The sequence below is a fragment of the Flavobacterium sp. P21 genome (genome assembly GCF_050632225.1).
Lineage (GTDB): Bacteria > Bacteroidota > Bacteroidia > Flavobacteriales > Flavobacteriaceae > Flavobacterium.
On record NZ_CP192585.1, the window covers coordinates 2,547,436 to 2,571,985 of the forward strand.

16 protein-coding genes and 5 pseudogenes are annotated in these 24,550 nt (G+C 34.1%); 15 read left to right on the forward strand and 6 right to left on the reverse strand.

Annotated elements, in window-relative coordinates; all coding sequences use genetic code 11:
- The first annotated feature begins 26 nt into the window (after nucleotides 1-26).
- From pta to ACQ9BO_RS12725, 15 genes and pseudogenes are all read left to right on the forward strand, one after another.
- Nucleotides 27-2,118 (forward strand): annotated as a pseudogene (gene pta / locus ACQ9BO_RS12655) (phosphate acetyltransferase).
- 135 nt (nucleotides 2,119-2,253) lie between these two features.
- A complete protein-coding gene (locus tag ACQ9BO_RS12660) occupies nucleotides 2,254-3,438 on the forward strand; it encodes an acetate/propionate family kinase (protein WP_431244967.1) in 1,185 nt (394 codons plus the stop codon).
- An 89-nt stretch (nucleotides 3,439-3,527) separates the two neighbouring features.
- On the forward strand, nucleotides 3,528-5,816 hold the full coding sequence (locus ACQ9BO_RS12665) for a histidine kinase (RefSeq protein ID WP_431244968.1): 2,289 nt from the start codon (nucleotides 3,528-3,530) through the stop codon (nucleotides 5,814-5,816).
- Complete coding sequence (locus ACQ9BO_RS12670) at nucleotides 5,813-6,271, forward strand: helix-turn-helix transcriptional regulator (RefSeq protein WP_431244969.1); 459 nt, start codon at nucleotides 5,813-5,815, stop codon at nucleotides 6,269-6,271. The genes ACQ9BO_RS12665 and ACQ9BO_RS12670 overlap by 4 nt, the downstream gene beginning before the upstream one ends.
- 244 nt (nucleotides 6,272-6,515) lie before the next feature.
- Nucleotides 6,516-8,198 carry a SusC/RagA family TonB-linked outer membrane protein gene (locus ACQ9BO_RS12675; protein ID WP_431244970.1) on the forward strand — a complete coding sequence of 561 codons (1,683 nt, stop codon included), beginning with the start codon at nucleotides 6,516-6,518 and terminating at the stop codon, nucleotides 8,196-8,198.
- Nucleotides 8,179-9,555 (forward strand): TonB-dependent receptor domain-containing protein, encoded by a 1,377-nt coding sequence (locus tag ACQ9BO_RS12680; protein ID WP_431244971.1) that lies wholly within the window; start codon nucleotides 8,179-8,181, stop codon nucleotides 9,553-9,555. Before ACQ9BO_RS12675 ends, ACQ9BO_RS12680 begins: the two co-directional genes overlap by 20 nt.
- 4 nt (nucleotides 9,556-9,559) lie before the next feature.
- Nucleotides 9,560-11,014 carry a RagB/SusD family nutrient uptake outer membrane protein gene (locus ACQ9BO_RS12685; protein ID WP_431244972.1) on the forward strand — a complete coding sequence of 485 codons (1,455 nt, stop codon included), beginning with the start codon at nucleotides 9,560-9,562 and terminating at the stop codon, nucleotides 11,012-11,014.
- A gap of 19 nt (nucleotides 11,015-11,033) precedes the next feature.
- On the forward strand, nucleotides 11,034-11,933 hold the full coding sequence (locus ACQ9BO_RS12690) for a LamG-like jellyroll fold domain-containing protein (RefSeq protein ID WP_431244973.1): 900 nt from the start codon (nucleotides 11,034-11,036) through the stop codon (nucleotides 11,931-11,933).
- Nucleotides 11,934-12,003: 70 nt separating this feature from the next.
- The gene (locus ACQ9BO_RS12695; RefSeq protein ID WP_431244974.1) at nucleotides 12,004-13,392 is read left to right on the forward strand and encodes a glucoamylase family protein; all 1,389 of its coding nucleotides are present in this window, start codon (nucleotides 12,004-12,006) and stop codon (nucleotides 13,390-13,392) included.
- Nucleotides 13,393-13,404: 12 nt separating this feature from the next.
- Complete coding sequence (locus ACQ9BO_RS12700) at nucleotides 13,405-14,007, forward strand: prolyl oligopeptidase family serine peptidase (protein ID WP_431244975.1); 603 nt, start codon at nucleotides 13,405-13,407, stop codon at nucleotides 14,005-14,007.
- Between the two features lie 121 nt (nucleotides 14,008-14,128).
- Nucleotides 14,129-16,428, forward strand: a pseudogene (bglX, locus tag ACQ9BO_RS12705) (beta-glucosidase BglX).
- A 184-nt stretch (nucleotides 16,429-16,612) separates the two neighbouring features.
- Complete coding sequence (locus ACQ9BO_RS12710) at nucleotides 16,613-17,293, forward strand: glycerophosphodiester phosphodiesterase family protein (RefSeq protein ID WP_431244976.1); 681 nt, start codon at nucleotides 16,613-16,615, stop codon at nucleotides 17,291-17,293.
- Between the two features lie 36 nt (nucleotides 17,294-17,329).
- Nucleotides 17,330-18,619, forward strand: a complete 1,290-nt coding sequence (locus tag ACQ9BO_RS12715) for a family 43 glycosylhydrolase (protein ID WP_431244977.1) — start codon at nucleotides 17,330-17,332, stop codon at nucleotides 18,617-18,619.
- Entirely contained in the window at nucleotides 18,616-19,251 is a 636-nt protein-coding gene (locus ACQ9BO_RS12720) for a discoidin domain-containing protein (protein WP_431244978.1), read from the forward strand. The genes ACQ9BO_RS12715 and ACQ9BO_RS12720 overlap by 4 nt, the downstream gene beginning before the upstream one ends.
- 149 nt (nucleotides 19,252-19,400) lie before the next feature.
- Nucleotides 19,401-20,792 (forward strand): annotated as a pseudogene (locus ACQ9BO_RS12725) (M20/M25/M40 family metallo-hydrolase).
- Nucleotides 20,793-20,865: 73 nt separating this feature from the next.
- Here the strand turns inward: ACQ9BO_RS12725 and ACQ9BO_RS12730 are convergent.
- The 6 genes and pseudogenes from ACQ9BO_RS12730 to ACQ9BO_RS12755 all read right to left on the reverse strand — a co-directional run bounded on the left by ACQ9BO_RS12730 (nucleotide 20,866) and on the right by ACQ9BO_RS12755 (nucleotide 24,477).
- Nucleotides 20,866-21,048, reverse strand: coding sequence for a hypothetical protein (locus tag ACQ9BO_RS12730; protein ID WP_431244979.1), 183 nt, complete (start codon nucleotides 21,046-21,048; stop codon nucleotides 20,866-20,868).
- Nucleotides 21,017-21,544 carry a YiiX/YebB-like N1pC/P60 family cysteine hydrolase gene (locus ACQ9BO_RS12735; protein ID WP_431244980.1) on the reverse strand — a complete coding sequence of 176 codons (528 nt, stop codon included), beginning with the start codon at nucleotides 21,542-21,544 and terminating at the stop codon, nucleotides 21,017-21,019. The genes ACQ9BO_RS12730 and ACQ9BO_RS12735 overlap by 32 nt, the downstream gene beginning before the upstream one ends.
- A 122-nt stretch (nucleotides 21,545-21,666) precedes the next feature.
- Nucleotides 21,667-22,572, reverse strand: coding sequence for a hypothetical protein (locus ACQ9BO_RS12740; protein ID WP_431244981.1), 906 nt, complete (start codon nucleotides 22,570-22,572; stop codon nucleotides 21,667-21,669).
- A 19-nt stretch (nucleotides 22,573-22,591) separates the two neighbouring features.
- Nucleotides 22,592-23,411 (reverse strand): annotated as a pseudogene (kdsA, locus tag ACQ9BO_RS12745) (3-deoxy-8-phosphooctulonate synthase).
- 240 nt (nucleotides 23,412-23,651) lie between these two features.
- Nucleotides 23,652-24,074 (reverse strand): hypothetical protein, encoded by a 423-nt coding sequence (locus ACQ9BO_RS12750; protein ID WP_431244982.1) that lies wholly within the window; start codon nucleotides 24,072-24,074, stop codon nucleotides 23,652-23,654.
- A gap of 2 nt (nucleotides 24,075-24,076) precedes the next feature.
- A pseudogene (locus ACQ9BO_RS12755) lies at nucleotides 24,077-24,477 on the reverse strand (2-dehydro-3-deoxyphosphooctonate aldolase).
- Between the last annotated feature and the right edge of the window lie 73 nt (nucleotides 24,478-24,550).

Below are 24,550 nucleotides of genomic sequence, written 5' to 3' on the forward strand. Positions count from 1 at the left end.
ATAAGAATAGTTTCAAAACATAAATTATGAGTAAAGCAATATATATAGCCACAAGTGATCATAACAGCGGTAAATCGATAATTACGCTAGGCTTAATGAGCATTTTGATTGGCAAAACAGCTAAAGTGGGATATTTTAGGCCTATTGTTGAGGATTTTGTAGATGGAGAAAAAGACAATCATATTGAAACCGTTTTGTCTTATTTTAATCTAGATATAAAGTTTGAAGATGCTTATGCAATTACAAAAAGCAAACTAATCAAGAAGAAAAATAAAGGCAAAATAGGAGAGGTTTTAGATTTGATTATTGAAAAGTATAAAAAACTTGAAGACCGTTTTGATTTTGTGTTGGTTGAAGGAACAAGCTTTACTGGCGAAGGAACTTCGATTGAATTGGATTTGAATGTTTTAATTGCTAAAAACCTCGGAATCCCAACCATAATTATTGGTTCAGGAGTTGGAAAAACCTTAGAAGAATTAGTTGACAGCTTATATTTAGTTTACGATTCATTTAAAGTCAAAGAGGTTGAGGTTTTGTCCGTTTTTGCAAATAAAGTACAACCTGAGAACATTAAATTGGTAACCAAAAGCCTTCAAAAAAGCTTGCCTCCAAGCGTTTTGGTCAATACAATTCCGCTTATTTCTAGCTTGAACAATCCTACCATGCAGGAAATTGTAAATGAGCTTAATGCCAAAGTTTTGTTTGGAGAAAATTATCTGAACAATGAAATCGGGCATTACAGTGTAGGAGCGATGCAATTGCACAACTATTTGGTTCACCTGAATAATAATGCATTGGTTATTACACCAGGCGATCGTTCAGATATTATTTTAGGAGCTTTGCAGGCCAATGAATCAGCAAATTACCCTACTATTTCAGGAATTATTCTAACCGGAAATATCGTACCTGAAGACAGTATTTTAAAATTGATCGAAGGACTTTCGGCAGTAGTGCCAATTATAGCAGTCGATGGTGGAACGTATCATATTACTAATAAAATTGGATCAATCAAATCTGAAATTTATGCCAATAACACACATAAAATAGAAACCTCAATCAATACATTTGAGAAATATGTTGAAATTGAAGCACTGTCTGAAAGAGTAATTACTTTTGTGCCAGAAGGTATGACACCAAAAATGTTTCAATACAACATGGTGAAAAGGGCGAAACAACATCGAAAACATATCGTATTGCCAGAAGGAAATGATGACAGAATAATTTTGGCGGCTTCGCGATTGATGGATATGGACGTGGTTGATATTTCAATCATTGGAGAAAAAACAAATCGAAAGCAAAGTTGCAGAACTTGGAGTTACTTTGGATTTCTCAAAAGTAAATATCATCAATCCAAAAGAATCGGAACTTTTTGAGGATTATGCCAATACGTATTATGAGCTTAGAAAAGCTAAAAATATAAGCATCACTATGGCAAGAGATTTAATGGAAGATGTTTCGTATTTTGGGACTATGATGGTGTATAAAGGTCATGCAGACGGAATGGTTTCTGGAGCGGCGCATACTACGCAACACACCATTTTGCCTGCTTTACAATTCATTAAAACAAAACCAAATTCATCTGTAGTTTCTTCCGTATTTTTTATGTGTCTGGAAGATCGAGTTTCTGTTTTTGGAGATTGTGCAATTAACCCAAATCCAACTGCTGAACAATTGGCAGAAATTGCGATTTCCTCTGCCGAATCTAGCGCGGCTTTCGGAATTGAGCCAAAAATTGCTATGCTTTCCTATTCATCTGGTGCCTCTGGAAAAGGTGATGAAGTAGATAAAGTTAGAACAGCAACAGAAATTGTAAAACAAAAACGTCCTGATTTAAAAATCGAAGGGCCAATTCAATATGACGCAGCAGTTGACCGCGCAGTAGGAAAAAGCAAAATGCCAGATTCAGAGGTAGCAGGACAGGCGAGCGTATTGATTTTTCCGGATTTAAATACAGGAAATAACACGTATAAAGCCGTTCAAAGAGAAACTGGAGCTTTGGCCATCGGTCCGATGTTGCAAGGTTTAAATAAGCCTGTAAATGACTTAAGTCGTGGCTGTACGGTTGATGATATCATTAATACGGTAGTAATCACAGCAATTCAGGCTCAAGGAATTTAATTAATTTAAAATAATATGTCAGGCTGAGCGTAGTCGAAGCCCTTTTTGTTTGGCGAGCCTTCGACTACGCTCAGGATGACAATAAAAACTAAAATAGAAAACTTAGAAACTTAGCATCTTAGCACCTTTTTAAAAATGAAAATATTAATTATAAACTCAGGAAGTTCTTCAATAAAATATCAATTAATGGTTATGCCGGAAAACGAAGTAATTTGTTCAGGCATGATTGATAGAATTGGTTTAGAAACTTCAAATGTTACTTTTAAAACTTCTTCAAACGTAATTGAGGAATCACTTCCAATTCCAAATCACAAAGTTGGTTTGCAAAAAGTAGCAAATATGCTTTTAGATGCCGAAAAAGGCGTAATTAAATCAACTTCAGAAATTGCGGCAGTTGGGCATCGCGTTGTGCATGGCGGAAGCGATTTTAGCGATACCGTAAAAATTGACGAAAAAGTAAAAGCAAAAATCAAGCAACTTTTTGAATTGGCGCCGTTGCATAATCCCGCAAATTTAGAAGGAATTAATGTTGCTGAAGAGATTTTCAGTTCTGCAGAGCAAATTGCTGTTTTTGACACGGCTTTTCACCAAACAATGCCTGAAGTTGCTTATAAATACGCAATTCCAAATTATCTATTGACAGAAAACAAAGTACGTGTTTACGGTTTTCACGGAACAAGCCACAAATACGTTTCTGAAAAAGCAATTAAATTTCTAGAAAATCATTCTAAAATAATCACCATTCACCTAGGAAACGGCTGTAGTATGGCCGCGATAAAAGATGGAAAATGTATTGATACCACAATGGGATTTTCACCTTCAAATGGTTTGATTATGGGAACTCGCGCTGGTGATATTGACCAGTCTGTCATTTTTTATATGATCAAAAATTTAGGATATACTCCTGACGAAGTAAATGCAGTTTTGTTGAAGCAAAGTGGCATGCTTGGTCTTACAAGCTACAGCGATTTAAGAGATATTGAAGCTGAAGCTGAAAAAGGAAATAAAGAATGCAAATTAGCATTACAAATGAATGCCTATAGAATCAAAAAGACAATTGGGGCTTATGCGGCGGCTTTAAATGGCTTAAACGCAATTGTGTTTACGGCTGGAATTGGTGAAAATTCATCTTATATGCGAAATTTGGTTTGTACAGATATGGATTATTTTGGGATTGAAATTGATGCTTCAAAGAATCAAGTTCGCTCAAAGGAAATCAGAGAAATTAACAAGGAAAATTCAATTGTGAAAGTTCTAGTAGTTCCAACAGATGAAGAGTATGAAATTGCAAATCAGGTTTTTCAGTTATTAAAAAACTAAATTTGAACCATTCTAAACTCTTAAAGCTTCTCCTTTGAGAAGCTTTTTTACTTCTTAAAATTGTATCTTTGGTGACAAAACTGAATATCTTGAAATCGATACTTTTAAAATCACTTTTCTTCTTTTTCATTGCTTTTCAAATTCAAGCACAAGAATTACTTCCCTTCGTAGAAAATTATAATAAATCAGATTATCAGGGCGATAATCAAATTTGGAATATCTCTCAAGGAAATGACAAAGCCATGTATTTTGCCAACAATCATTATTTGTTGCGATATGATGGCGTTGTTTGGGAAAAATATTCTTTGCCAAATAAAACAATTATCCGTTCAATATTAATTGAAGGCGACCGAATTTATTCGGGATCTTATAAGGAATTTGGTTATTGGCAAAGGAAAGATGGAAAAATGCAGTATGTTTCAATTACGAAAAATCTGCGTTTGTTTGATGAAAAAGACAATGAAGAAATTTGGAAAATTTTCAGATTTAATGGTTCATTATACTTTCAGTCGTTTAATGATGTTTTTATTTACAACGGCAAACAAATTAAGAAAATCAAATTCCCATTCTTAATTTCTTACTGTTTTGTTGTAGATCAAAATCTTTATGTAGCTTCTGTTGATAAAGGTATTTTTAGAATGCAAGGTTCTAAAATTGCAAGCCCAAAAGGATGGAATGTTTTGAAAAATACTGTTGTTCATGCGGTCGAAAAATTCCATGGGAAGACCTATATTTTTACACACAAAAAAGGAGTTTTTGTTGTTGATAAAAATGGTTTGAGTGCGTGGAAAAGTCCATTAAATGAAACTTTAAAAGGTACTGGAATCAATGTGGCTAAATTTATTAAAAATGACAAACTTGTAATTGGAACTGGGAATAAAGGGGTGTTTATTTATGATCTTGCCTCGCAGACCTATAAAAATATTGATCGAAACAATGTTTTGATGAACAATTCTGTTTTGTGCATCGGTTTTGATAAAGAACAAGATTTGTGGCTTGGTTTGGATAACGGAATTGCACATGTTGAAGTCAATTCTCCAATTTCATTTTTTTATGATAACTCAGGTATTTTAGGATCTGTTTATTCTGTTGCTACAATTGACAAAGGCTATTTGATTGCTTCAAATCACGGTATTTTTGAATTTGAGTCGGGAAATTTTAAAATGCTTCCGAATACACAAGGCCAAGGTTGGAATATTACCAAAATTGGAAATAAATATGTAATCGGCCACAACGATGGAACATTTTGCTATGAAAATGGTGCATTGACAAAAGTCAATAATGTCAGTGGCGGATGGAATCTGTCAAAAAGCATCATCAATGAAACGTATTTCCAATCTACTTACAGCGGAATTTTGGTTTATAACAATGCTTCAAACTTACAGCAAAGCAAAGTAATTAATGATTTTACAAAACCAATAAAATATGTTGCTCAAAATAAAAAAAATGAAATTTGGGTCGCCGATAATTATCGAGGATTGTATAGGGTTCTTTTTGATGATAATTTTAAAACCAAAAAAGTTGAAAATATCACACAGCAGAGCAAAATAGAAAATGACTTTGGCGTAAAGATTTTTGAGTTTCGTGATGAAATACTCTTTTTAATTAATAATGTTTGGTACACGTTCAATTCGATTTCAAATAAATTAGAGAAGAACGACTTATTTAATACCAATTTCAAGAATGTTTCAGATGTAGTCGCAATCGATGAGCATCATTTTATAGTACTTCAAGACGGTATTCTATATCATATTTATGCAACGGGCAACAAATTTGTCTGGAATATGATTCAGGAGAAGTATTATAAAGGAAAATTGATTAATGAGAATTTGCGCATCTTCAAAAGCAAAAATCATTATTTAATGAATCTTGACGACGGATTTATATCACTGCAACTTTCATATGAAAACAAACAAAATGAAGCTGTAAAAGTTGAAGCTTACAATGATAATGTTTTATTAGAAAATGAAGGCAAAATAAAACACAACACAGAACTCCGAATAAATGTAATTTCGGGAATTTATGGTGCCAGCAAGCCTAATTTGTTTTATAAAATAAATGGAGGGAAAAACTATTTTCCGATTTCAAATGGGACAATCGTTTTAAACAATTTGAATAGTGGCTATCATTCAATTGATATTTTCAAACACGATGGTGCCAACTACGATGAAGTTTCGACTTTTGAGTTTAAAGTTGCCCAGCCGTGGTATTTTTCTTTCTGGATGATTCTGCTTTATTTGCTTATTGTTGGCGCAGTATTATTCTTTTACTACAAATGGAATAAGCTTCGTTACACGCAAAAATTAAAACTTCAAGCTGAGGAACTGAAGCATCAGCGCGAAATTTTGGAAATGGAATTGAAAAAGAAAATGAATTGAATATTCAGGAATATGAAAAACACATTCTTGAATTAGAATTGCAAACCAAATCCTCTGAAGTTGCCGGAAAATCTTTGTCTATTGCAAAGCAAAGTGAAATGATTGATAAAATTCAGAATATTTTAGATTCGGAGAAAGACTTTAATAAACTGAAAAGCGAAATCAAAAAAGCAATTAAAATTAATGAAGTGAATAAACACGAATGGGAAATTTTTGAAACAAATCTGAATCAGATCCATAATGAGTTTATTATAAATCTTTCTAAAAAGTTTCCAAACCTAACTCCAAAAGATATAAAGCTCTGCGTTTATCTTAAAATGAACCTTTCTTCAAAGGAAATTGCACCTATGATGAACATCTCTTTTAGAGGCGTAGAATTGCACAGATATCGTTTAAGAAAGAAACTTAATCTAAATCAAGAGGAAAACCTGTCAAAGTTTTTATTAACTCTGTAAGATTAGCATTTAAATTTTAAAAATATTCTATTTTTTCAGTTCTTTTTTTATAGAATTCCAATACATCATTACTACATCATAAGGTTATGTTAAAGAAAATAAATTAACATTTATAGTGTTGATTTTTAGTAGTATATGAAAGGATTTTAACATAATGATGTAGCTATGTAGTAGTGCTAATTGATGTACTACAACGTTGTAATTGCTTAATTTGGCTCTACTAACTTAAACGATTACGTACTGTATGAAAAATTTTATTTTTAGCTTTTTAGCGCTCTTGTTGCCGCCTACATATATGATGGGGCAGGCTCAAGCAATTAAAGGGAAAGTGGTAGACAGTAATGGAATGGGAGTTCCAGGGGCAATAATAAGTGCTCCAGAATCCAGAACATCTGCTGATGCCGACTTCGATGGTAATTTCACCATTAATGCTAAAGTTGGGGAAACTCTAAAAATCTCTATGCTTGGTTTTGATTCTGTTTCTGTGCCAGCAACTGCGGGAACAATGTCAATTACTTTAAAAGAAGCAGGCGATACTGCTTTAAAAGAAGTTGTTGTTATTGGTTATGGAACTAGAAAGAAAGTAGATAATACTACTGCTATTTCATCTATAAAAGCAGAAGAAATCACCAAAACGAAAGTAATAAATGCGTCACAAGCGATTCAAGGTAAAGCGGCTGGTGTTCAGGTAATTTCATCTGATTTGCCAGGAAGTACTCCTTCTGTTGTTATTAGAGGTTTAGGAACTGCATTAGGAGGAAGAAATCCACTGTACATTGTTGATGGTATGCAGACAGAGAATATCAATAACATCAATGCAAATGATATTACTTCTTATGAAATCTTAAAAGATGCTTCTGCATTAGCAATCTACGGAACTCGTGCCGCAAATGGAGTTATCATTATTACAACTAAAAAAGGTACAGGAGATAAAGTTTCTGTAGAGATTGAAAGCTTTGGAGGTGTAAGACAGCCACTTAAAAAAGTTAAGATGGCAGGAAGCAACAAATATGCTTATTACTCAAACGTCGCTTTGCAATCTACAACCTTTTCTCAAGATCAACCTGTTAATACAGACTGGTTTGATGAAATTACAAGAACTGGAAGTTATACTCAAAATAACGTATCGATTTCAGGATCTTCAGAACATATCAAGTATTTTTTCAGTTTAGGAAATTATGAAGAGAAAGCTGTTTTAAATGGACTTGATTACGGAAGAACTACTTTTAGAAATAATAATGAATACAAAATTTCTAAAAAACTGACTTTAAATCAAACCTTCAGCTTTACATCAGCTAATTCTTCTCCAAAACCATTAAGTGCATTTACAAATGCTTACAAACAATCTCCTATAGTACCTGTCTATTTTCCTGACGGAAAATATGGTGTATCTCGTGTAGGCGATAATGGTTTTGCAAGTGAAACAGGTTCTTCATTCAACAACGTTGGAAATCCTGTAGCTCAATTAAATTTTTATGACGAACAGCAAAAAAGTGTTACACTTCAAGGTGGTTTGAAATTAGATTACGAAATTCTAAAAGGATTAAAATTTACTTCACAATTTAATGGTGAATATTATACTTGGAAACAATATAATTTTAATGATACAAAGAATATTTGGTTAGCGGCAAATCCTAATAAAGTAGATAGCGATTATGCTAAGGAATTCCCTAATGCAAATATTAATTTATTGACAAAAGGAAGAGAAGATTATTTCAACTGGAATTTATCGAATTATTTGACATATAATAAGTTGTTTGCCAATATTCATGATGTTGAGGTAACAGCTGGTATTGAAACTTCGGTAAAAGGACCTAGAGAAACACTTACTATTGCTAGAAAAAATGTTAATCCAGATTCTAATTATTGGGCTTTGAATGATCCTAATGCTGGACATGGTGTAGAATATGCTCGCTTCTGTAACTAGCTTATATAATATAGTTTTCAACGAAACTAAATTGGCTTCTTATTTTGGGCGTTTCCAATATAAATTAATGGATAGATATTTAGTTACTGGAACACTTAGACGTGATGGATCATCAAATTTTGGTAAAGATTATCGTTGGGGAACTTTTCCTGCTTTCGGTCTAGGATGGGTGATAACAAAAGAAAGTTTTATGTCTGATGTTACAGCTATTAATTTGTTGAAATTAAGAGGAGGCTGGGGTAAATTAGGTAATCAAAATGTACCACTTAACAATCAGTCTTACGCTTCTGGAAAAAATGCTTATTTAGGAGGTTCTATTCTAAATGAAGGTACTACAATTAGTTCTCAAATTGATCCTACATTGTCTTGGGAAATTACAGAGGAATCTTCTGTAGGTTTAGATTTCGAAATCTTAAATAACAGATTAAAAGGAACTTTTGATTTGTATGATAAAAATACATCAAATGTAATTTTATATACAAAACCTTACATGACTTCAGGTCTTACAGATCAGTCACCAGCACACGTAGGAGAAGTTTCAAACAAAGGTTATGAAATTTCATTACGTTGGGATGATAAAATTGGTGACAACTTCAGTTACTGGATTGGTGGTAACTTCTCAAATAATAAAAACGAACTTACAGGTTTAAAAGATGCTATTCTATCTCCAGTTGTTGGTGGAAGTTTAGGTAACGGACAAACTACTAAATTGTTAGACAATACTACAATTGGACAGCCTTTAGGAAGTTTCTACATTTATGATTATGCTGGTTTTGATGCTACAAACGGAAAAATGTTGTACTACAACGCGACAGGAGATAAAGTTACTCAAGATGCTTTAAATGCTAATACAGACAGAAAATATGTTGGATCTAGTTTACCAAAAACAAACTATGGAGTTACGTTAGGATTCAACTATAAAAACTTTGATTTTTCTGTTGACGGATACGGAACAGGCGGTGCTAAAGTTTACAATGGTAAAAAAGCACAGCGTTTTGCAGGAGAAAACATTGAAGATGCAATCGCTACTGATTTCTGGACACCAAATAATTTGACAGCTTCAAATCCTGCACCTTTTAATCAGGTACCAGTTGCTTCTACTTATTATTTAGAGTCAGGTGATTTCTTCAGAATCAACAATATTACAGTAGGATACAAATTGCCTATACAAGAAAATAATTTTATTAGCGCTTGCAGAATTTATGTAAATGCTATTAATCCATTTATTACACAAAAATTCTCAGGATTCTCTCCAGAATTAAATGGAGACGGAAATCCATATGGTACTCAGGGAGTTGAGCTTGATGCTTACCCAACATTGAGATCATTTGTAATTGGTGCTAATTTAAAATTTTAAAAAGATGAAAAAGATATATATTACAACGTTTGTGCTTTCGGCATTCTTTTTTACAGGATGTGCAGACGATTATTTAGATGTTCAGCAAACAGAAACTATTTCGACAAATGATACTGAACTATATAATAATGACGCAGGAGCATCGCAGTTTGTAACTGCCATTTATAACAAGTTCTTAAATTGGGATATGACCTCTTTTGGTTGGATCGGATTATCTAGTATTACATCAGATGATGCTGATAAAGGATCTTCGCCTGGAGATACTGGAACAGATAAAGATGTATTAGATGCGTTAACTTACAATGCTTCTAATCCTTCAGCAGAAAGTACTTTTATTGCTAATTATGATGGGATAAACAGATGCAATCAGGCTTTGGCTATTCTTCCAAAATTAGACAAAGCAGATGCAAATCTTAGAAGCAGACTTGCTGGTGAAGCTAAGTTTTTAAGAGCTTTTATGTATTTTACTTTGGTAAAATGTTACGGTGGAGTGCCAATTGTAGACCATGTACCAGTTCCAAGTTCAGAATCAGACAGAGTTATGCAATTAACACGTAAAACAGCCGCTGATGTTTATGCTTTTATTGAGAAAGATTTGAATGATGCGATCGCGACATTACCTGAAAAAGGGGCTTATTCTTCAAACGAAAGATCAAGAGCATCAAAAGGCGCGACTTATGCATTATTGGCAAAAGTAAGTTTATACCAAAAGAAATGGCGACAAGTAATTGATAATTGTAATAAAGTTACAGGTTACTCACTTGTAAGTGATTATGCATCAATGTATAAAGCTACAGGAAAGTTTGATTCTGAGTCAATTTTCGAAATTTACGCGCAAGGTGCTGTACCTGCAAAAGGAATTGAAGGATACTCTAACACACAAGGTGCACGTGGTACCGGTGGCTGGGGCTGGGGCTTCAATACACCATCTCAAAGTTTAGTAAATGCATATGAGCCAGGAGATGTTAGAAAAGCGGCAACTATCATTTTTAGAGGACAAACTTTATATGATGGTAGAGTGGTGCCAAATACAGTTGAAAACGAAAGATACAACTACAAAGCATATTCTTCTGCTTACACAGATGCATGGGAAACTGATGTTGATATCAAATATTTAAGATATGCTGAGGTTTTATTGATGAAAGCTGAGGCTTCGAATGAATTAGGTCAAACTTCTGTCGCGATTCCGTTATTGAACCAAGTTAGAAACAGAGCTGGATTAGGAAATACTGGTGCAAGTTCTCAGGCTGATGTAAGAACTGCAATTTGGAAAGAAAGAAGAGTAGAAATGGCTTTCGAACATGATAGATTCTTTGATCTAGTTAGAACTGGTCAAGCTAAAGCGGCTTTTGCAATTGATGGAAAGACTTTTACAGAAGGTAAAAATGAATTATTCCCAATTCCGGCATCATTCCTTAATCAAGCAAAAGGTTTATCATCTCAAAATCCTGGTTACTAATCCTTAAATATCAATTAAAATGAAAAAAAATAAATCTATTTTATTACTTTCTTTTGCTTTGGCTTCACAAATTTTTGTAAGCTGTGAGGATAGTATAGATAAAGTCAACAGTCCAATTCCATACGAGTCAATTGGCGGATATGAGAATTCAGATGATATTGCACCAAGTCATTTACTTGCTAAATTCAGTTTTGATGGAAATATCAATGACTCAAAAGGCGCAATTACGGGTGGAACAGGAACAAATGTTTCTTATGACACAGGCGTGAAAGGTAGTGCTTACAAAGGTTCTACAACTTCATTTATAGCTTATAATAATGTTGCAAGTTCTATTGCTGGTTTAAAGAATATTACAATTTCAATGTGGATCAAAACTGATCCACATACTGGTGGTGCTCAGTCATTATTTATGCTTCCAAAGAAAACAGATTTCTGGGGAAACATATTTTCTTTGATTGAAAATGGTAATTCAAACACATCGATGTTTCTTAAAAATCATGTTCAAAGAGATGTTACTCCGAGTATTCCTTTTGCGGGGCAATTTATAGAACACGGAGGAGCAAATATGTTGCCTAATATGTATGGTGCTTGGAAGCAGGTAGTTTGGTCATATAATGGAACAAGTTCTACTTATAGTATTTATATTGATGGACAAAAAATAACGTTACCAGCATCAATTTCAAAAAGGTATGCAAGCGATCCTGCGACAGGAGGCGGTCCTTTTGGAGAATTAGCTAGTTCTGAAGTGTCAAAATTCATTATTGGAGGTTATCAGCGGCATTTAGGTGCTCCATGGGGCGCTCCTGATAGCTGGATGCTTAATTATACTGGCTTAATGGATGAATTCAGAATATATGATGCGACTCTTTCAGATAATGAAGTTACGGCTTTATATAAACTGGAGAAAGATAAACGATAAATTTTTCAGAAATGCACCTGGAGAAAATCCAGGTGTATTTTTTAGTAATTAATAATAAGAAATTGATAAAATGAAGTTAGGTCTATATATTATAATGTTTTTGAGTGCTGTGAGTTCTTGTTCATCTTCGACACCAAATGAAGGAAATAGCGGAGGAACTCCTTTACCAACAAATCCAACTACGCCAGCAAAACCTTTGACAGATGCTGAGGCAATGGATCAAGTTCAAAAAGATGCAATAAAATATTTTTGGGATTATGCTGATCCGAATTCAAAATTGGCAAGAGAAAGATACCTGACAGAAGATCCAAGTTTTGAGTCCAATATTATAACAACAGGAGGTTCAGGTTTTGGATTAATGACAATCGTAGTAGGCGTAGAAAGAGGTTTTTTGCCAAGAGCTGAAGCTGTTTCTAGACTTACCACTGCATTGAATTTTCTTGAAAAAGCCGACAGATTTCATGGTGCATGGCCACATTGGATGGACAATACTTCCGGAAAAGTTATTCCATTTGGCACAAAAGATAATGGAGGAGATTTAGTAGAAACTTCTTTCGTTTGTCAAGCTTTAATTACGATTAGAGAATATTTTAAAGATGGAAGCACTTCTGAAAAAGCATTAGCGGCAAAAGCCGATGAGCTTTGGAAAGGTGTGGAATGGGACTGGTACACAAAAGGAGAAAATGCTTTATACTGGCATTGGTCACCAAATTATGGCTGGGAAATGAACTTCAAACTTGAAGGTTACAATGAATGTTTGATTACTTATGTAATGGCGGCTTCATCTCCGACACACCCAATTTCTGCGGAGGTTTATCACCAAGCTTGGGCAAGAAATGGTGCTATAGTAAATGGAGGTTCTCAATATGGTATTCCAGTTGTTTTAAGTTATAATGGAGCTGTTGGAAATGTCGGGCCAATGTTTTGGTCGCATTACTCGTATTTAGGTTTAGATCCAAATATGCTGAAAGACAAATACGCAGATTATTGGCAATTGACACAAAACCATGCAAAAATTATGGTTCAATACAGTGTTGCTAATCCAAAAGGTTTCAAAGATTACTCTGATAAATGTTGGGGATTAACAGCAAGTTACACTCGTAATCCTGACGGAACAACGGGTTACACAGCGCATCAGCCAAATAACGATAACGGAGTTATTTCGCCAACAGCGACTTTATCATCTTTTCCATATACGCCGGTAGAATCTATGAAGTTTTTGCACTATTTATACGATGATAATAAGGCAAAACTTGTTGGAATTGCGGGGCCTTATGATGCGTTTTCACCACAGTATAATTGGGTGACAGCACGTTATTTGGCTATCGATCAGGGAACTATTGCGCCTATGGTTGAAAACTACAGAAGTGGTTTATTGTGGAAATTGTTCATGAATGCATCAGATACAAAACAAGGACTGAAAAAACTTGGTTTTACATCAGGTAAATACGGAATTTAATTATACATCTAAATGAAATTTAAAGTAACGCTTCTAATCTTATTGTTTTCGGCATTTGGTTTTTCTCAAACCGAAACTACAGGAAAAATCAATACAGTAATAATGGAAAAGTACGAGCTCGGTTATGCCTTATACAAGCCAGCAAATACTAAAGAAAAGAAGCCTTTAATAGTTTTTATTTCAGGAGATGGAGAAAAGGGAACTGATATTTCAAAAGTGAAAATTCACGGTCCTTTAAATTATTTAAAAACGCATCAGTTAGATGCTTATGTTTTGGCTCCGCAATGCAAGGAAGATGAAAATTGGAGTATTGAATCAATTTATGAATTGATTTTAAAAATTCAGAAGGAAAACAAAATTGATTCAGATAGAATATATGTTACGGGTTTAAGTTCTGGCGGATGGGCAACTTGGAATTTGGCACTTTCTTATCCAGATATGTTTGCCGCAGTTGTACCTATTGCCGGTTTTGTAGATTTGATTCCGCTAGAAGGGGCTTGTAAAATTGCGAACATTCCAACCAGAATTTTCCACGGATTATTAGATGACGTAGTAAATGTTGAGTACGCGATGACCATTTACAAGGAATTAAAAAATGCAATGCAAAAGATGTAAAGCTGACCATTTTTGATGATGCCGGACACAATAGTTGGACAAGGGTTTATGATAATGCGGCGATTTATGACTGGATGCTTGCAACAAAGAAAAACGAATACAAACAAATAAATAAATTATAATGAAAAACAAATTAGTCTTACTTTTTTAGGATGTGCTGTTTTGGGTTACGCTCAAAAAAGAGCACAAAAAGTACAGTAAAAATTAAACCTAAGTCAGAGTTTGTGGCTGAATTAATGTCAAAAATGACATTAGAGGAGAAATTAGGACAGTTAAATTTACCAACATCTGGTGATATTACAACAGGACAAGCAAACAGCTCAAACGTTGCAAAAAATATTGCAGAAGGAAAAGTAGGCGGTTTGTTCAATATAAAATCAGTACAAAAAATCAAAGAAGTACAAAAAATTGCGGTTGAAAAAAGCCGTTTGAAAATTCCGTTGCTTTTTGGTATGGACGTTATTCACGGTTACGAAACAACATTCCCAATTCCGTTAGGATTGTCTTGTACTTGGGATATGGCTTTAATCGAAAGAAGTGCTCAAATCGCGACAAAAGAAGCAAGTGCTGACGGAATCAACTGGACATTTTCTCCAATGGTTGATATTTCTCGTGATCCAAGGTGGGGAAGAGTTTCTGAAGGTTCAGGAGAAGATCCATATTTGGGAAGCCAAATTGCAAAAGCAATGGTTAATGGATATCAGCAACATGACCTTTCAAAAAACAATTCCATTTTAGCTTGTGTTAAGCACTTCGCATTATATGGCGCACCAGAAGCTGGACGTGATTACAATACAGTTGATATGAGCCATATCAGAATGTTCAATGATTATTTCCCTCCTTACAAAGCGGCAGTTGATGCTGGTGTAGGTTCAGTTATGGCTTCTTTCAATGAAATTGATGGAGTTCCGGCAACTGGAAACAAATGGTTAATGACAGATGTTTTAAGAAAACAATGGGGTTTCAAAGGTTTCGTAGTAACCGATTTTACAGGAATTCCTGAAATGATTGAACACGGAATGGGGAATCTTCAAGATGTTTCGGCTTTAGCTTTAAATGCTGGTGTTGAAATGGATATGGTTGGAGAAGGTTTCTTAGGAACTTTGAAAAAATCTTTGGATGAAAAAAGAGTTTCTATCGAAACTATCGACAATGCTGTAAAACTTATTTTAGAAGCAAAATACGATTTAGGATTGTTTGAAGATCCTTATAAATATTGTGATGAAAAAAGAGCTAAAACTGAAATCTTCACAACTGACAGTAGAAAAGAAGCGCGCCAGATTGCGAGCACAATCATTGGTTTTATTGAAAAATCAAAATCAATTATTGCCTCTTAAAAAATCAGGAACAATTGCTTTGATCGGACCTTTGGCTGATGCTAAAGAAAATATGCCAGGAACATGGAGTGTAGCTACAAAAATGGAAAATGCGGTTTCATTATTAGCAGGAATAAAAGAAGTTGCTGGAGCTGGAACTAAAGTTTTATACGCTAAAGGAAGTAATTTAGATTACGATGAGACTTTTGAAACAAATGCTACAATGTTTGGAAAAACATTGCACCGAGATGGACGTTCAAAAGAAGAATTGTTAGCAGAGGCTTTAAAAGTTGCCAACCAGTCTGATGTAATTGTTGCGGCTCTAGGAGAATCAGCTGAAATGAGCGGAGAATCTAGCGACCGTACAAACTTGCAAATTCCACAAGCGCAAAAAGATTTATTAAGTGCTTTACTAAAAACAGGAAAACCAGTTGTTGTAGTTTTATTTGACGGACGCCCGTTAGTAATTACTGACGAAGAAAAAACAGTTCCGGCAATCTTAAATGCTTGGTTTGCGGGTACAGAAGCTGGTTATGCAATTGCTGATGTTTTATTTGGAGATGTAAATCCTTCTGGAAAACTGACAGCAACTTTCCCAAGAAGCGTTGGTCAATTGCCAATTTACTACGCACACAAAAATACAGGAAGACCACTTTCTAACACAGAAGGTAAATTTGAGAAATTCAGATCAAACTATATTGACGAAAGAAACGAGCCTTTATTCCCATTCGGATTTGGATTAAGCTATACCACTTTTGATTATTCAAACTTGAAAATTTCTTCTGATAAAATGAATTTTAGCGGAAAATTAAAAGTAACGGTTGATGTTACAAATACTGGAAATTTTGACGGAAAAGAAACCGTGCAATTATATATTAGAGATTTAGTTGGTTCAGTAACAAGACCAGTTAGAGAACTAAAAGGTTTCCAAAAAATAGCGCTTAAAAAGGGTGAAAAACAAACCGTAAGTTTTGATATTACGGTTGAAGATTTAAAATTTTATAACTCTGATTTACAATTCGTAGCAGAGCCTGGACAGTTTGATGTTTTCGTTGGAGGAAATTCAACTGCCGACAAGAAAGTTAGTTTCGAGTTAACTAAATAGTTGGTTTATTGGTTAGTTAAGAGCCCTTCATTTGGAGGGCTTTTTTTCTAAAAGACAAAACCCTTTTAATCTTTAAAAGCCATGAATATTTTCAGAAAATCCCATACTTTCTTTTTTTAAGTTTATTATTCGCTTTCTCTTTTTGCAATGCACAAAAAAATGCCATTGTAGCACATAGAGGTGCGTGGAAAAAAATAATCTTCCAGAAAATTCAATCGCTTCTTTACGACATGCAATTGACTTAAAATTGCCAGGATCAGAATTTGATGTGTGGCGAACGGCTGATGATTCGCTTGTAATCAATCACGATGCTCATTTTAACAAATTGGTGATCGAGCAAACAAATTATGCCGATTTAATGCAATTTAAATTATCCAATGGAGAAAAACTGCCAACGCTTTACGAGTATATTTCAGAAGGAATAAAAAACAACAAACACACACTTTTAGTTTGCGAAATAAAGCCTTCAGAAATCAGTAAAGAAAGAGGTCAAAAAACAGCGTTAATGGCCGTTGAAGTCATTAAAAGATTAAAAGCAGAAAAAAAGACTTGCTACATCAGTTTTGATTATGATATTCTAAAACAAATAAGAGCTATAGATTCAAAAACAAAACTTCAATATTTAGAAGGAAATAAATCTCCAATCGAGGTTAAAGCGGATAAAATTGATGGCGTCGATTACCATTATTCAGTATTTAAAAAACATCCTGAATGGATAAAAGAAGCGAAGGAAAACAAAATTATTTTGAATGCTTGGACTGTAAATGAATCGACAGATATGGATTGGATTATCGATCAAAAATTCAATTACATCACGACAAATGAACCAGAACTTTTAAAGGAAAGATTAAGTATTAAAAAGTAATCTTTAATGCCTTTATCAAACAAATCAAATCAGATCATGAAAAAAATATATAAACAACTGATACTGCCGTTTGCATTGTTTTTGATTGTTTTCAATAACACTGTATTAGCGCAGAATACTGGTAAAACCGAATGGTTTGATCCATCTAAACCGGCAACAACATACTGTAATCCAATTAATATTGGATACAATTACACGACTTACAATCATAACGGAATTCCGTATTCTCGTCGTTCTAGTGCCGATCCGGTGATTATTACATACAAAGGCGAATATTATTTATTTGCAACCAATCAAGCGGGATTCTTTTGGAGTAAAGACATGTCAGATTGGAATTTTGTTTATGGAAGTTTTCAAAGACAGCCAGGAGATGACGATCAATGCGCTCCTGCGGCTTGGGTTGTAAACGATACATTATTTTATGTGGGTTCAACTTGGAAAAGAGATCATCCAATTTGGAAAACAGCCGATCCAAAATCAGGAAGATGGACGCGTCATGTTGATAAAGCAATGCTTCCAACTTGGGATCCAGCGATTTTTCAAGATGATGACAAAAAGGTATATATGTACTACGGATCAAGCGGAAAACTACCTCTTGTAGGAACAGAAGTTGATTATAATACTTGGTTGCCAAAAGGAAATCAAGCAGATTATGCGCAATTGTATAAAGCAACCGAAGTTGAAGATATTCAGCGTCCATACGGACAGATTAAGGAAGTTGCAATTTTAGATCCTTCAGCCCACGGATGGGAGCGTTTTGGACCAAATAATGACATGGAACCAGCGCCTTGGGGAAATTTCATTGAAGGAGCATGGATGACAAAGCATAACGGAAAATATTATATGCAATATGGAGCGCCTGCAACCGAATTTAAAGGTTATGCAAATGGAGTTCATGTGGGCGATAATCCGTTAGGGCCATTTACATATCAAAAGCACAATCCGATGTCATATAAACCAGGCGGATTTGTAATTGGCGCTGGACACGGAAATACTTTTGCTGACAATTACGGGAATTATTGGAATACTGGAACCTGCAAAATCTCAATAAAAGACCGTTTTGAGCGTCGTATCGATATGTTTCCTGCCGGATTTGATAAAGATGATGTAATGTATTCTATTACAGCATACGGAGATTTCCCGATTGCACTTCCAACTGATAAACGTGATCAAACAAAAGGTGCTTCATCAGGATGGATGTTGCTTTCATACAAAAAGCCTGTAACGGTTTCATCTTCTGAAGAATGTATGGAAGTTGAAACGCACAGAATGGATAATGGTGGAAAAAAGTCTACGAGAAATTCTGTTATGGTCCAGAAAACTTGACAGATGAAAATATTCAAACCTATTGGTCAGCTAAAACAAATAATCCTGGTGAATGGCTTCAAATGGATTTAGGAAGACAAATGGAAATCAAAGCGTTTCAAATTAATTACGCAGATCATAAAGCGACGCAGTATAATAAAGCAATGGATATTTATTACCAATATAAAATATTCATGTCTGATGATGCTCAAAATTGGACTTTGGTTGTAGATAAATCCAAAAATGACAAAGATGTGCCACATGATTATGTGGAGCTTACAAAATCAATTAAAGCGCGTTATATCAAAATGGAGAACATTCATAATGCATCGGGACTGTTTGCGATTTCTGATTTCAGAGTTTTTGGAAATGGTTTGGCAGAAAAACCAAAAGCAGTTTCTTCTTTTAAAGTAGAAAGAAATAAAGCAGATTCACGAAATGCTATGATTTCTTGGAAAAAACAAAATGATGTTGTTGGCTACAATATTTATTACGGAATTGCCCCTGATAAATTATATAACAGCATTATGGTTTATGGCGACAATTCATATGATTTTAGAGGTCTTGATAAAGGAACAAAATATTATTTCACTATTGAACCTTTTAATGAAAATGGAATCGGTACAAGAAATAAACTTATTGAAGTAAAGTAATTTGCTTTGATAAAATTTTAAAGCTCTGGTTGTAAATTAAAAATTACAATCAGAGCTTTTTATTTTAACAAATGACTGCAAAAAAAACGCTGACAGTTCTAAAAGAATTTTGTTCCTTTGTAAAACAACCCAAAAATGCTATAAAACACATGAAAAAAACGATTCTTTTAACTGCTTTAGTTTTAAATGGATTGACCGCATCGTTTGCACAATCAAATGATGAAAAAAACATTAAATTATTTTACAAAAAAGCTTTAACCGAAGCTAAATGTTATTCTTGGTTAGAATATTTATCAAATGATATCGGAAGCCGTTTATCTGGATCAAAAGGCGCCGCAGAAGGTGTAGAATACACAAAAAGACAATTAGAAAGCCTTGGTCTTGACAAGGTTTATTTACAAGAAGTTACAGTTCCTCACTGGGTTCGCGGTGAAAAAGAAACTGCTTTTATTTTGGACGGAAAAGTAAAAACTGCTGTGCCAATTTGTGCTTTAGGAGGTTCTGTAGCAACTCCAAAAACTGGAATTACTGCAGAAGTAATCGAAGTACAAAGCTTTGACGAATTAAAAAGCCTTGGTGATAAAGTAAAAGGTAAAATAGTTTTTTTAACAGACCAATGAATCCTGAAAACATCGGAACTTTTGATTCCTATTCGGGTGCAGGAGATCAAAGAAGAAGCGGTGCAAAAGAAGCGACTAAGCTTGGTGCAGTTGGTGCAATTGTTCGTTCGTTAAACTTACGTTTAGACGATTTTCCTCATGCAGGAGCACAAAGTTATGGCGATTTGCCAAAAGAGCAATATATTCCAGCAGTACGCAATTAGTACAAATGGAGCTGAATTATTGAGCAAAACTTTGAAAGCCAATCCGAGTATAAAATTCTATTTCAAACAATCTTGCGAGACTTTGCCAGATGCTCAGTCGTATAATGTAATTGGAGAATTAAAAGGAACAGTAACTCCTGAGAACATTATTGTTGTTGGAGGACACCTTGATTCTTGGGATTTAGCCGATGGTTCTCACGATGATGGAGCAGGAGTAGTACAAAGTATGGAGGTAGTTCGTATCCTGAAAAACTTAAACTACAAGCCTAAAAATACAATTCGTGTGGTATTGTTTATGAATGAAGAAAACGGAGGAAAAGGTGGTGCAAAATATGAAGAAGTTGCAAAACAAAAGAACGAAAACCACATTTTTGCTTTAGAAAGTGATTCAGGAGGATTTACGCCAAGAGGATTTTCAATCGAAGCTGATGATGCTAACTTCAAAAAATTGCAAGAATATAAAAACCTTTTCGAGCCTTATTTGATTCATAACTTCACAAAAGGACACGCAGGATCAGATATTGAGCATTTGACGTCAAAAACAATTGTAAAAGCAGGTTTACAGCCAGATTCTCAGCGTTATTTTGATTATCACCACGCGACAAACGATAAATTTGATGCCATCAATAAAAGAGAATTAGAACTTGGTGCGACAACTATGACTTCATTAATCTATTTAGTAGATCAAAACGGAATTGTTTTACCAACAGCAAACTAAGCTATCGTTATAATTTAAACAAAAAAGCTATGAGTAAAAACTCATAGCTTTTTGCTTTTATATATGTTTTGTTTTAATAAGTATCAATCACTGTTTTTAATAAATCAGAATCAGCAAGATCAGAAGGAGCAACTACCTTTTCTTCAAGAGGAATTTCATTGCCATATCGTTCTTTGATTATTTTTTGAACTCTTGGATCTTCTAAATTAAAATCTTTCAATTCTCTAAGTTTTGACAATTCGATGCCAGCGAGCATTTTTATATATTTTCCAAACCAATTCTGAGCAATAAATTCTGTTGTCATTCCATTCAAAATAAGCATCGTATTCTTTGCCATTAAATTGTTGGCTGTAATCTTTCATTTTTTGCAAAGTTGCCGGAGTCAAAATTGCAGTTGCATTTTTTAATCTTTTTACTAGATATTTATTGTCTCTTCCGTGTTGAATCCAGTCTTTCAGTGGAGTCAGTTTTACAGGCTGAACAGCTTCAAAAACAAATAAATCTCCGTTCATTTTATAAATAATGCCACAATGCGAGAATTTAGAGTTTGTTGCAATTCGCACTGCCTCACATTGTGGAGACTCAGAAGTTTGAAATATAATATCACCATCCTGAATTTTACCAAAAACTGCAGTTCCGACTTTTTTTCCTGAAAACGGATTATTCGGAAAAACTTTCATAGCAACAAATAAAGCACATCCAAAACTCAGTAAAAAGGTAATTATAAGAAAGAGGGATTTTGATTTTTTCATGTTCAAATTTTAAAAAATTAAAAGTATAATTTATTCTTCAGTTTTCGTTCCCAATTAACATAAACAAAAAAGCAGAATTTCAAATGAATGAAATTCTGCTTTAATTTTATAAATTAATCTTTTTAGATTCTGAAAATTCCTCCTACAGCAACAATTCGCTGAAAAAACATAAAGTGTTGCGAAGCTTTATCGTCATTGCTTACAGTAGTTCTGATATCTTTCATATCAATATAACCACCTTTTAACTCGCCTTGAAGGTAAAAATGTTTAAAGAAAGTAAAGTTAAGTCCCGCTTTAGCAGATACACCAAATCCAGAAACGTGAAAATCATCATGACGTTCCATTCCTAACAAACTTGTGTTTGTTTTTGGGTATAAAACTCCAGCTCCTAAACCTTCAGTTAAGTTAATCTGAACTTTATCAATATTTGGCAATCCAAACCACTTCGAAATATCATCAAATCTAGAAACCTCAGTATTAATGTAGTTCAAACCATCTGTGTGTTCGTACATTAAAAAAGCAGGAGGGAATCCTTGTGCTTCACCTTTAGGGTATCCACCTTCAATAGCACCATTTTGAGACATATCTACAGGTGTATTATTATATACTCCGTTGTAATAAGATCCAGGTTGATCAGCAGGTAAATTGATGTTTCCGGTAACATTTGCAATCTGATTTTGTGTCATTACATATTTCATATGGTCAACTCCAATTGTTACACTGTAGTGATCACTAAAAAAATAACCCAATCTCAAGTTTGTCTGAGGAATTGTCATGTTCGCAGGATTTATATAATCAACATGATATCCTTTCGGTTTATCATGAGCAGACATGTCAGCAACTGTAAAGTTGTAATCTTTTCCTCTGAAATTTACATCAGATTTAGTGTAACTTTCTCTATTTCCACCCCACATCACAAAGAATTTTCCTTTATTGTGAGCGACGTATTTTTGTACAGGTATTTCTTCCTGAGCAAATGTGTTTAAAGAAACACAAGCCAGTAAGAAAAATAAAATTTTTGTTTTCAAAGAACTTAAGTATTATAAATTAAAAGGCATTTACAGTTTTTCTAATAGCAACCAATTTGTTCATTAAACCTTCAAAATAGTCTAAATGAAGCATATTGGCACCGTCACTTTTTGCATTTGCAGGATCAAAATGTGTTTCGATAAAAATTCCGTCAACACCAACAGCGATACCAGCTTTTGCAACTGTTTCGATCATGTCAGGTCTTCCGCCCGTTACACCCGCAGTCTGATTTGGCTGTTGTAAAGAGTGTGTAACATCAAGAACTGTCGATGCATATTGTTGCATAGTAGGAATTCCTCTAAAATCAACAATCATATCTTGGTAGCCAAACATAGTACCGCGATCAGTAACCATAACATTTTCGTTATTACAGTCTAAAACTTTTTGAACAGCATGTTTCATGCTTTCTGGACTCATAAATTGTCCTTTTTTCAAGTTTACTGTTTTTCCAGTATTTGCGGCGGCAACAACTAAATCAGTTTGACGAACCAAAAATGCTGGGATTTGCAAAACATCAACGTATTGTGCTTGCCATATCAGCATCTTCATTCGTATGAATATCTGTTACGGTTGGAACATGAAAAGTTTCGGATACTTTTCTTAAGATTTTCAACGCTTTTTCGTCACCAATTCCAGAGAAACTATCAATTCTTGAACGGTTCGCTTTTTTAAAAGATCCTTTAAACACATAAGGGATCTGAAGATTGTCGGTAATACCAACTAATTTTTCAGCAATTCTCAGCGCCATTTCTTCTCCTTCGATAGCACAAGGCCCCGCCAATAAAAAGAAATTCCCGCTGTCAGTATGCTTAATTTGAGGAATATGTTGTAGATTCATAAAATTATTTTTTGCACTGCAAAGGTAGTTATGATTTATGAGTTTCGGATGAAGATTTAAGATTATTTTAAGAAGCTAATCCTGCTATTCGTTTCAATATTTCACTCTTAAACTTTTTTTCCAAAGTCTGTTCAGGAGCTTCCTCCGGTCGCTCTGCCCAGTCAGGAAAAAATAAGTTTAAGAGTGAAATGATTTCCACTGCTATCAGGGCTAGATTTAGTGGAATTATGAGAAATTAAGTCAACTAAAGTTTTGAATAATCTGTTTTTTGGAGTTTATTTTAGAGTGAATTTCTTTCAATTCTTCTGCGGCAGGAATTCTATTTGCAACAGTTTTAATAATTAAAAAATCATTATCAGAGATAGCTCTAATCTCGCAGTATTTTTTCTCATTTTTATGAATGCTCAATTCTTTTATATCATCAATCGCCATTCGTTTTTTAATTTTTATAAAGCCGAATGGGGAAAGATGAATTCCATGAATGATTTCATTTCCTTTTAATTTCACAGAATCACAAATATTTAAGAACATTAAAACGAAATAAGACAATAATGCTTTTTCAGAAAAATCAGAATGATAATCAAAGATGAGTCCAGTTATTGGAGCTGAAATGAATAACAAATGAAATATTGGATGTATTAATTCGTCTCTATTTAGTGTCATATTTAATTCTGTTTCAAACTCAGTCCCATCGGAACCATTAAAATTCCTTTTTCATATACATTCAAATAAAGGATAACTGGCTTTTTTTGTCCTTCCCAAGTCAATTCATAAACATTTAAAAATCCTGCGCCCATATCGCTTCTTTTAGTTGGAAAAGGGCAACATGTTTCTAAGCGCTTGTATGTTATTTTTCCCCTTTTGGACCAGCCAATGCATTTAAAAAACGAGTTTCATTTAATGTTTCGTCTTTGGTATTTCTATAAAAAATATTGACTGGATAGTCAGGATCATATCCGTATTTTTTATCCTTGGCAAAAAGCGTAATGGCAAACGTATTGTCTTTCTTCAAAATTAAATCAGGAGCGTTATCATCGACATTTTTCAATGTTGATTTAGTACTCATGCAAGAGGTCGCGCTAATTAATAAAATTAAAAAAAGAATATTCTTTTCATGGTTTTAAGAGTTTTGGTCATAC

Bases quoted from the DNA above. Each gene is read 5' to 3' on its own strand.
- ACQ9BO_RS12715 (WP_431244977.1), top strand. From the start codon at position 17,330: ATGAAAAAAATATATAAACAACTGATACTGCCGTTTGCATTGTTTTTG.
- ACQ9BO_RS12675 (WP_431244970.1), top strand. From the start codon at position 6,516: ATGAAAAATTTTATTTTTAGCTTTTTAGCGCTCTTGTTGCCGCCTACA.
- ACQ9BO_RS12695 (WP_431244974.1), top strand. From the start codon at position 12,004: ATGAAGTTAGGTCTATATATTATAATGTTTTTGAGTGCTGTGAGTTCT.
- ACQ9BO_RS12685 (WP_431244972.1), top strand. From the start codon at position 9,560: ATGAAAAAGATATATATTACAACGTTTGTGCTTTCGGCATTCTTTTTT.
- ACQ9BO_RS12660 (WP_431244967.1), top strand. From the start codon at position 2,254: ATGAAAATATTAATTATAAACTCAGGAAGTTCTTCAATAAAATATCAA.
- ACQ9BO_RS12690 (WP_431244973.1), top strand. From the start codon at position 11,034: ATGAAAAAAAATAAATCTATTTTATTACTTTCTTTTGCTTTGGCTTCA.
- ACQ9BO_RS12750 (WP_431244982.1), bottom strand. From the start codon at position 24,074: ATGACACTAAATAGAGACGAATTAATACATCCAATATTTCATTTGTTA.
- ACQ9BO_RS12700 (WP_431244975.1), top strand. From the start codon at position 13,405: ATGAAATTTAAAGTAACGCTTCTAATCTTATTGTTTTCGGCATTTGGT.
- ACQ9BO_RS12680 (WP_431244971.1), top strand. From the start codon at position 8,179: ATGCTCGCTTCTGTAACTAGCTTATATAATATAGTTTTCAACGAAACT.
- ACQ9BO_RS12730 (WP_431244979.1), bottom strand. From the start codon at position 21,048: ATGCTCGCTGGCATCGAATTGTCAAAACTTAGAGAATTGAAAGATTTT.
- ACQ9BO_RS12735 (WP_431244980.1), bottom strand. From the start codon at position 21,544: ATGAAAAAATCAAAATCCCTCTTTCTTATAATTACCTTTTTACTGAGT.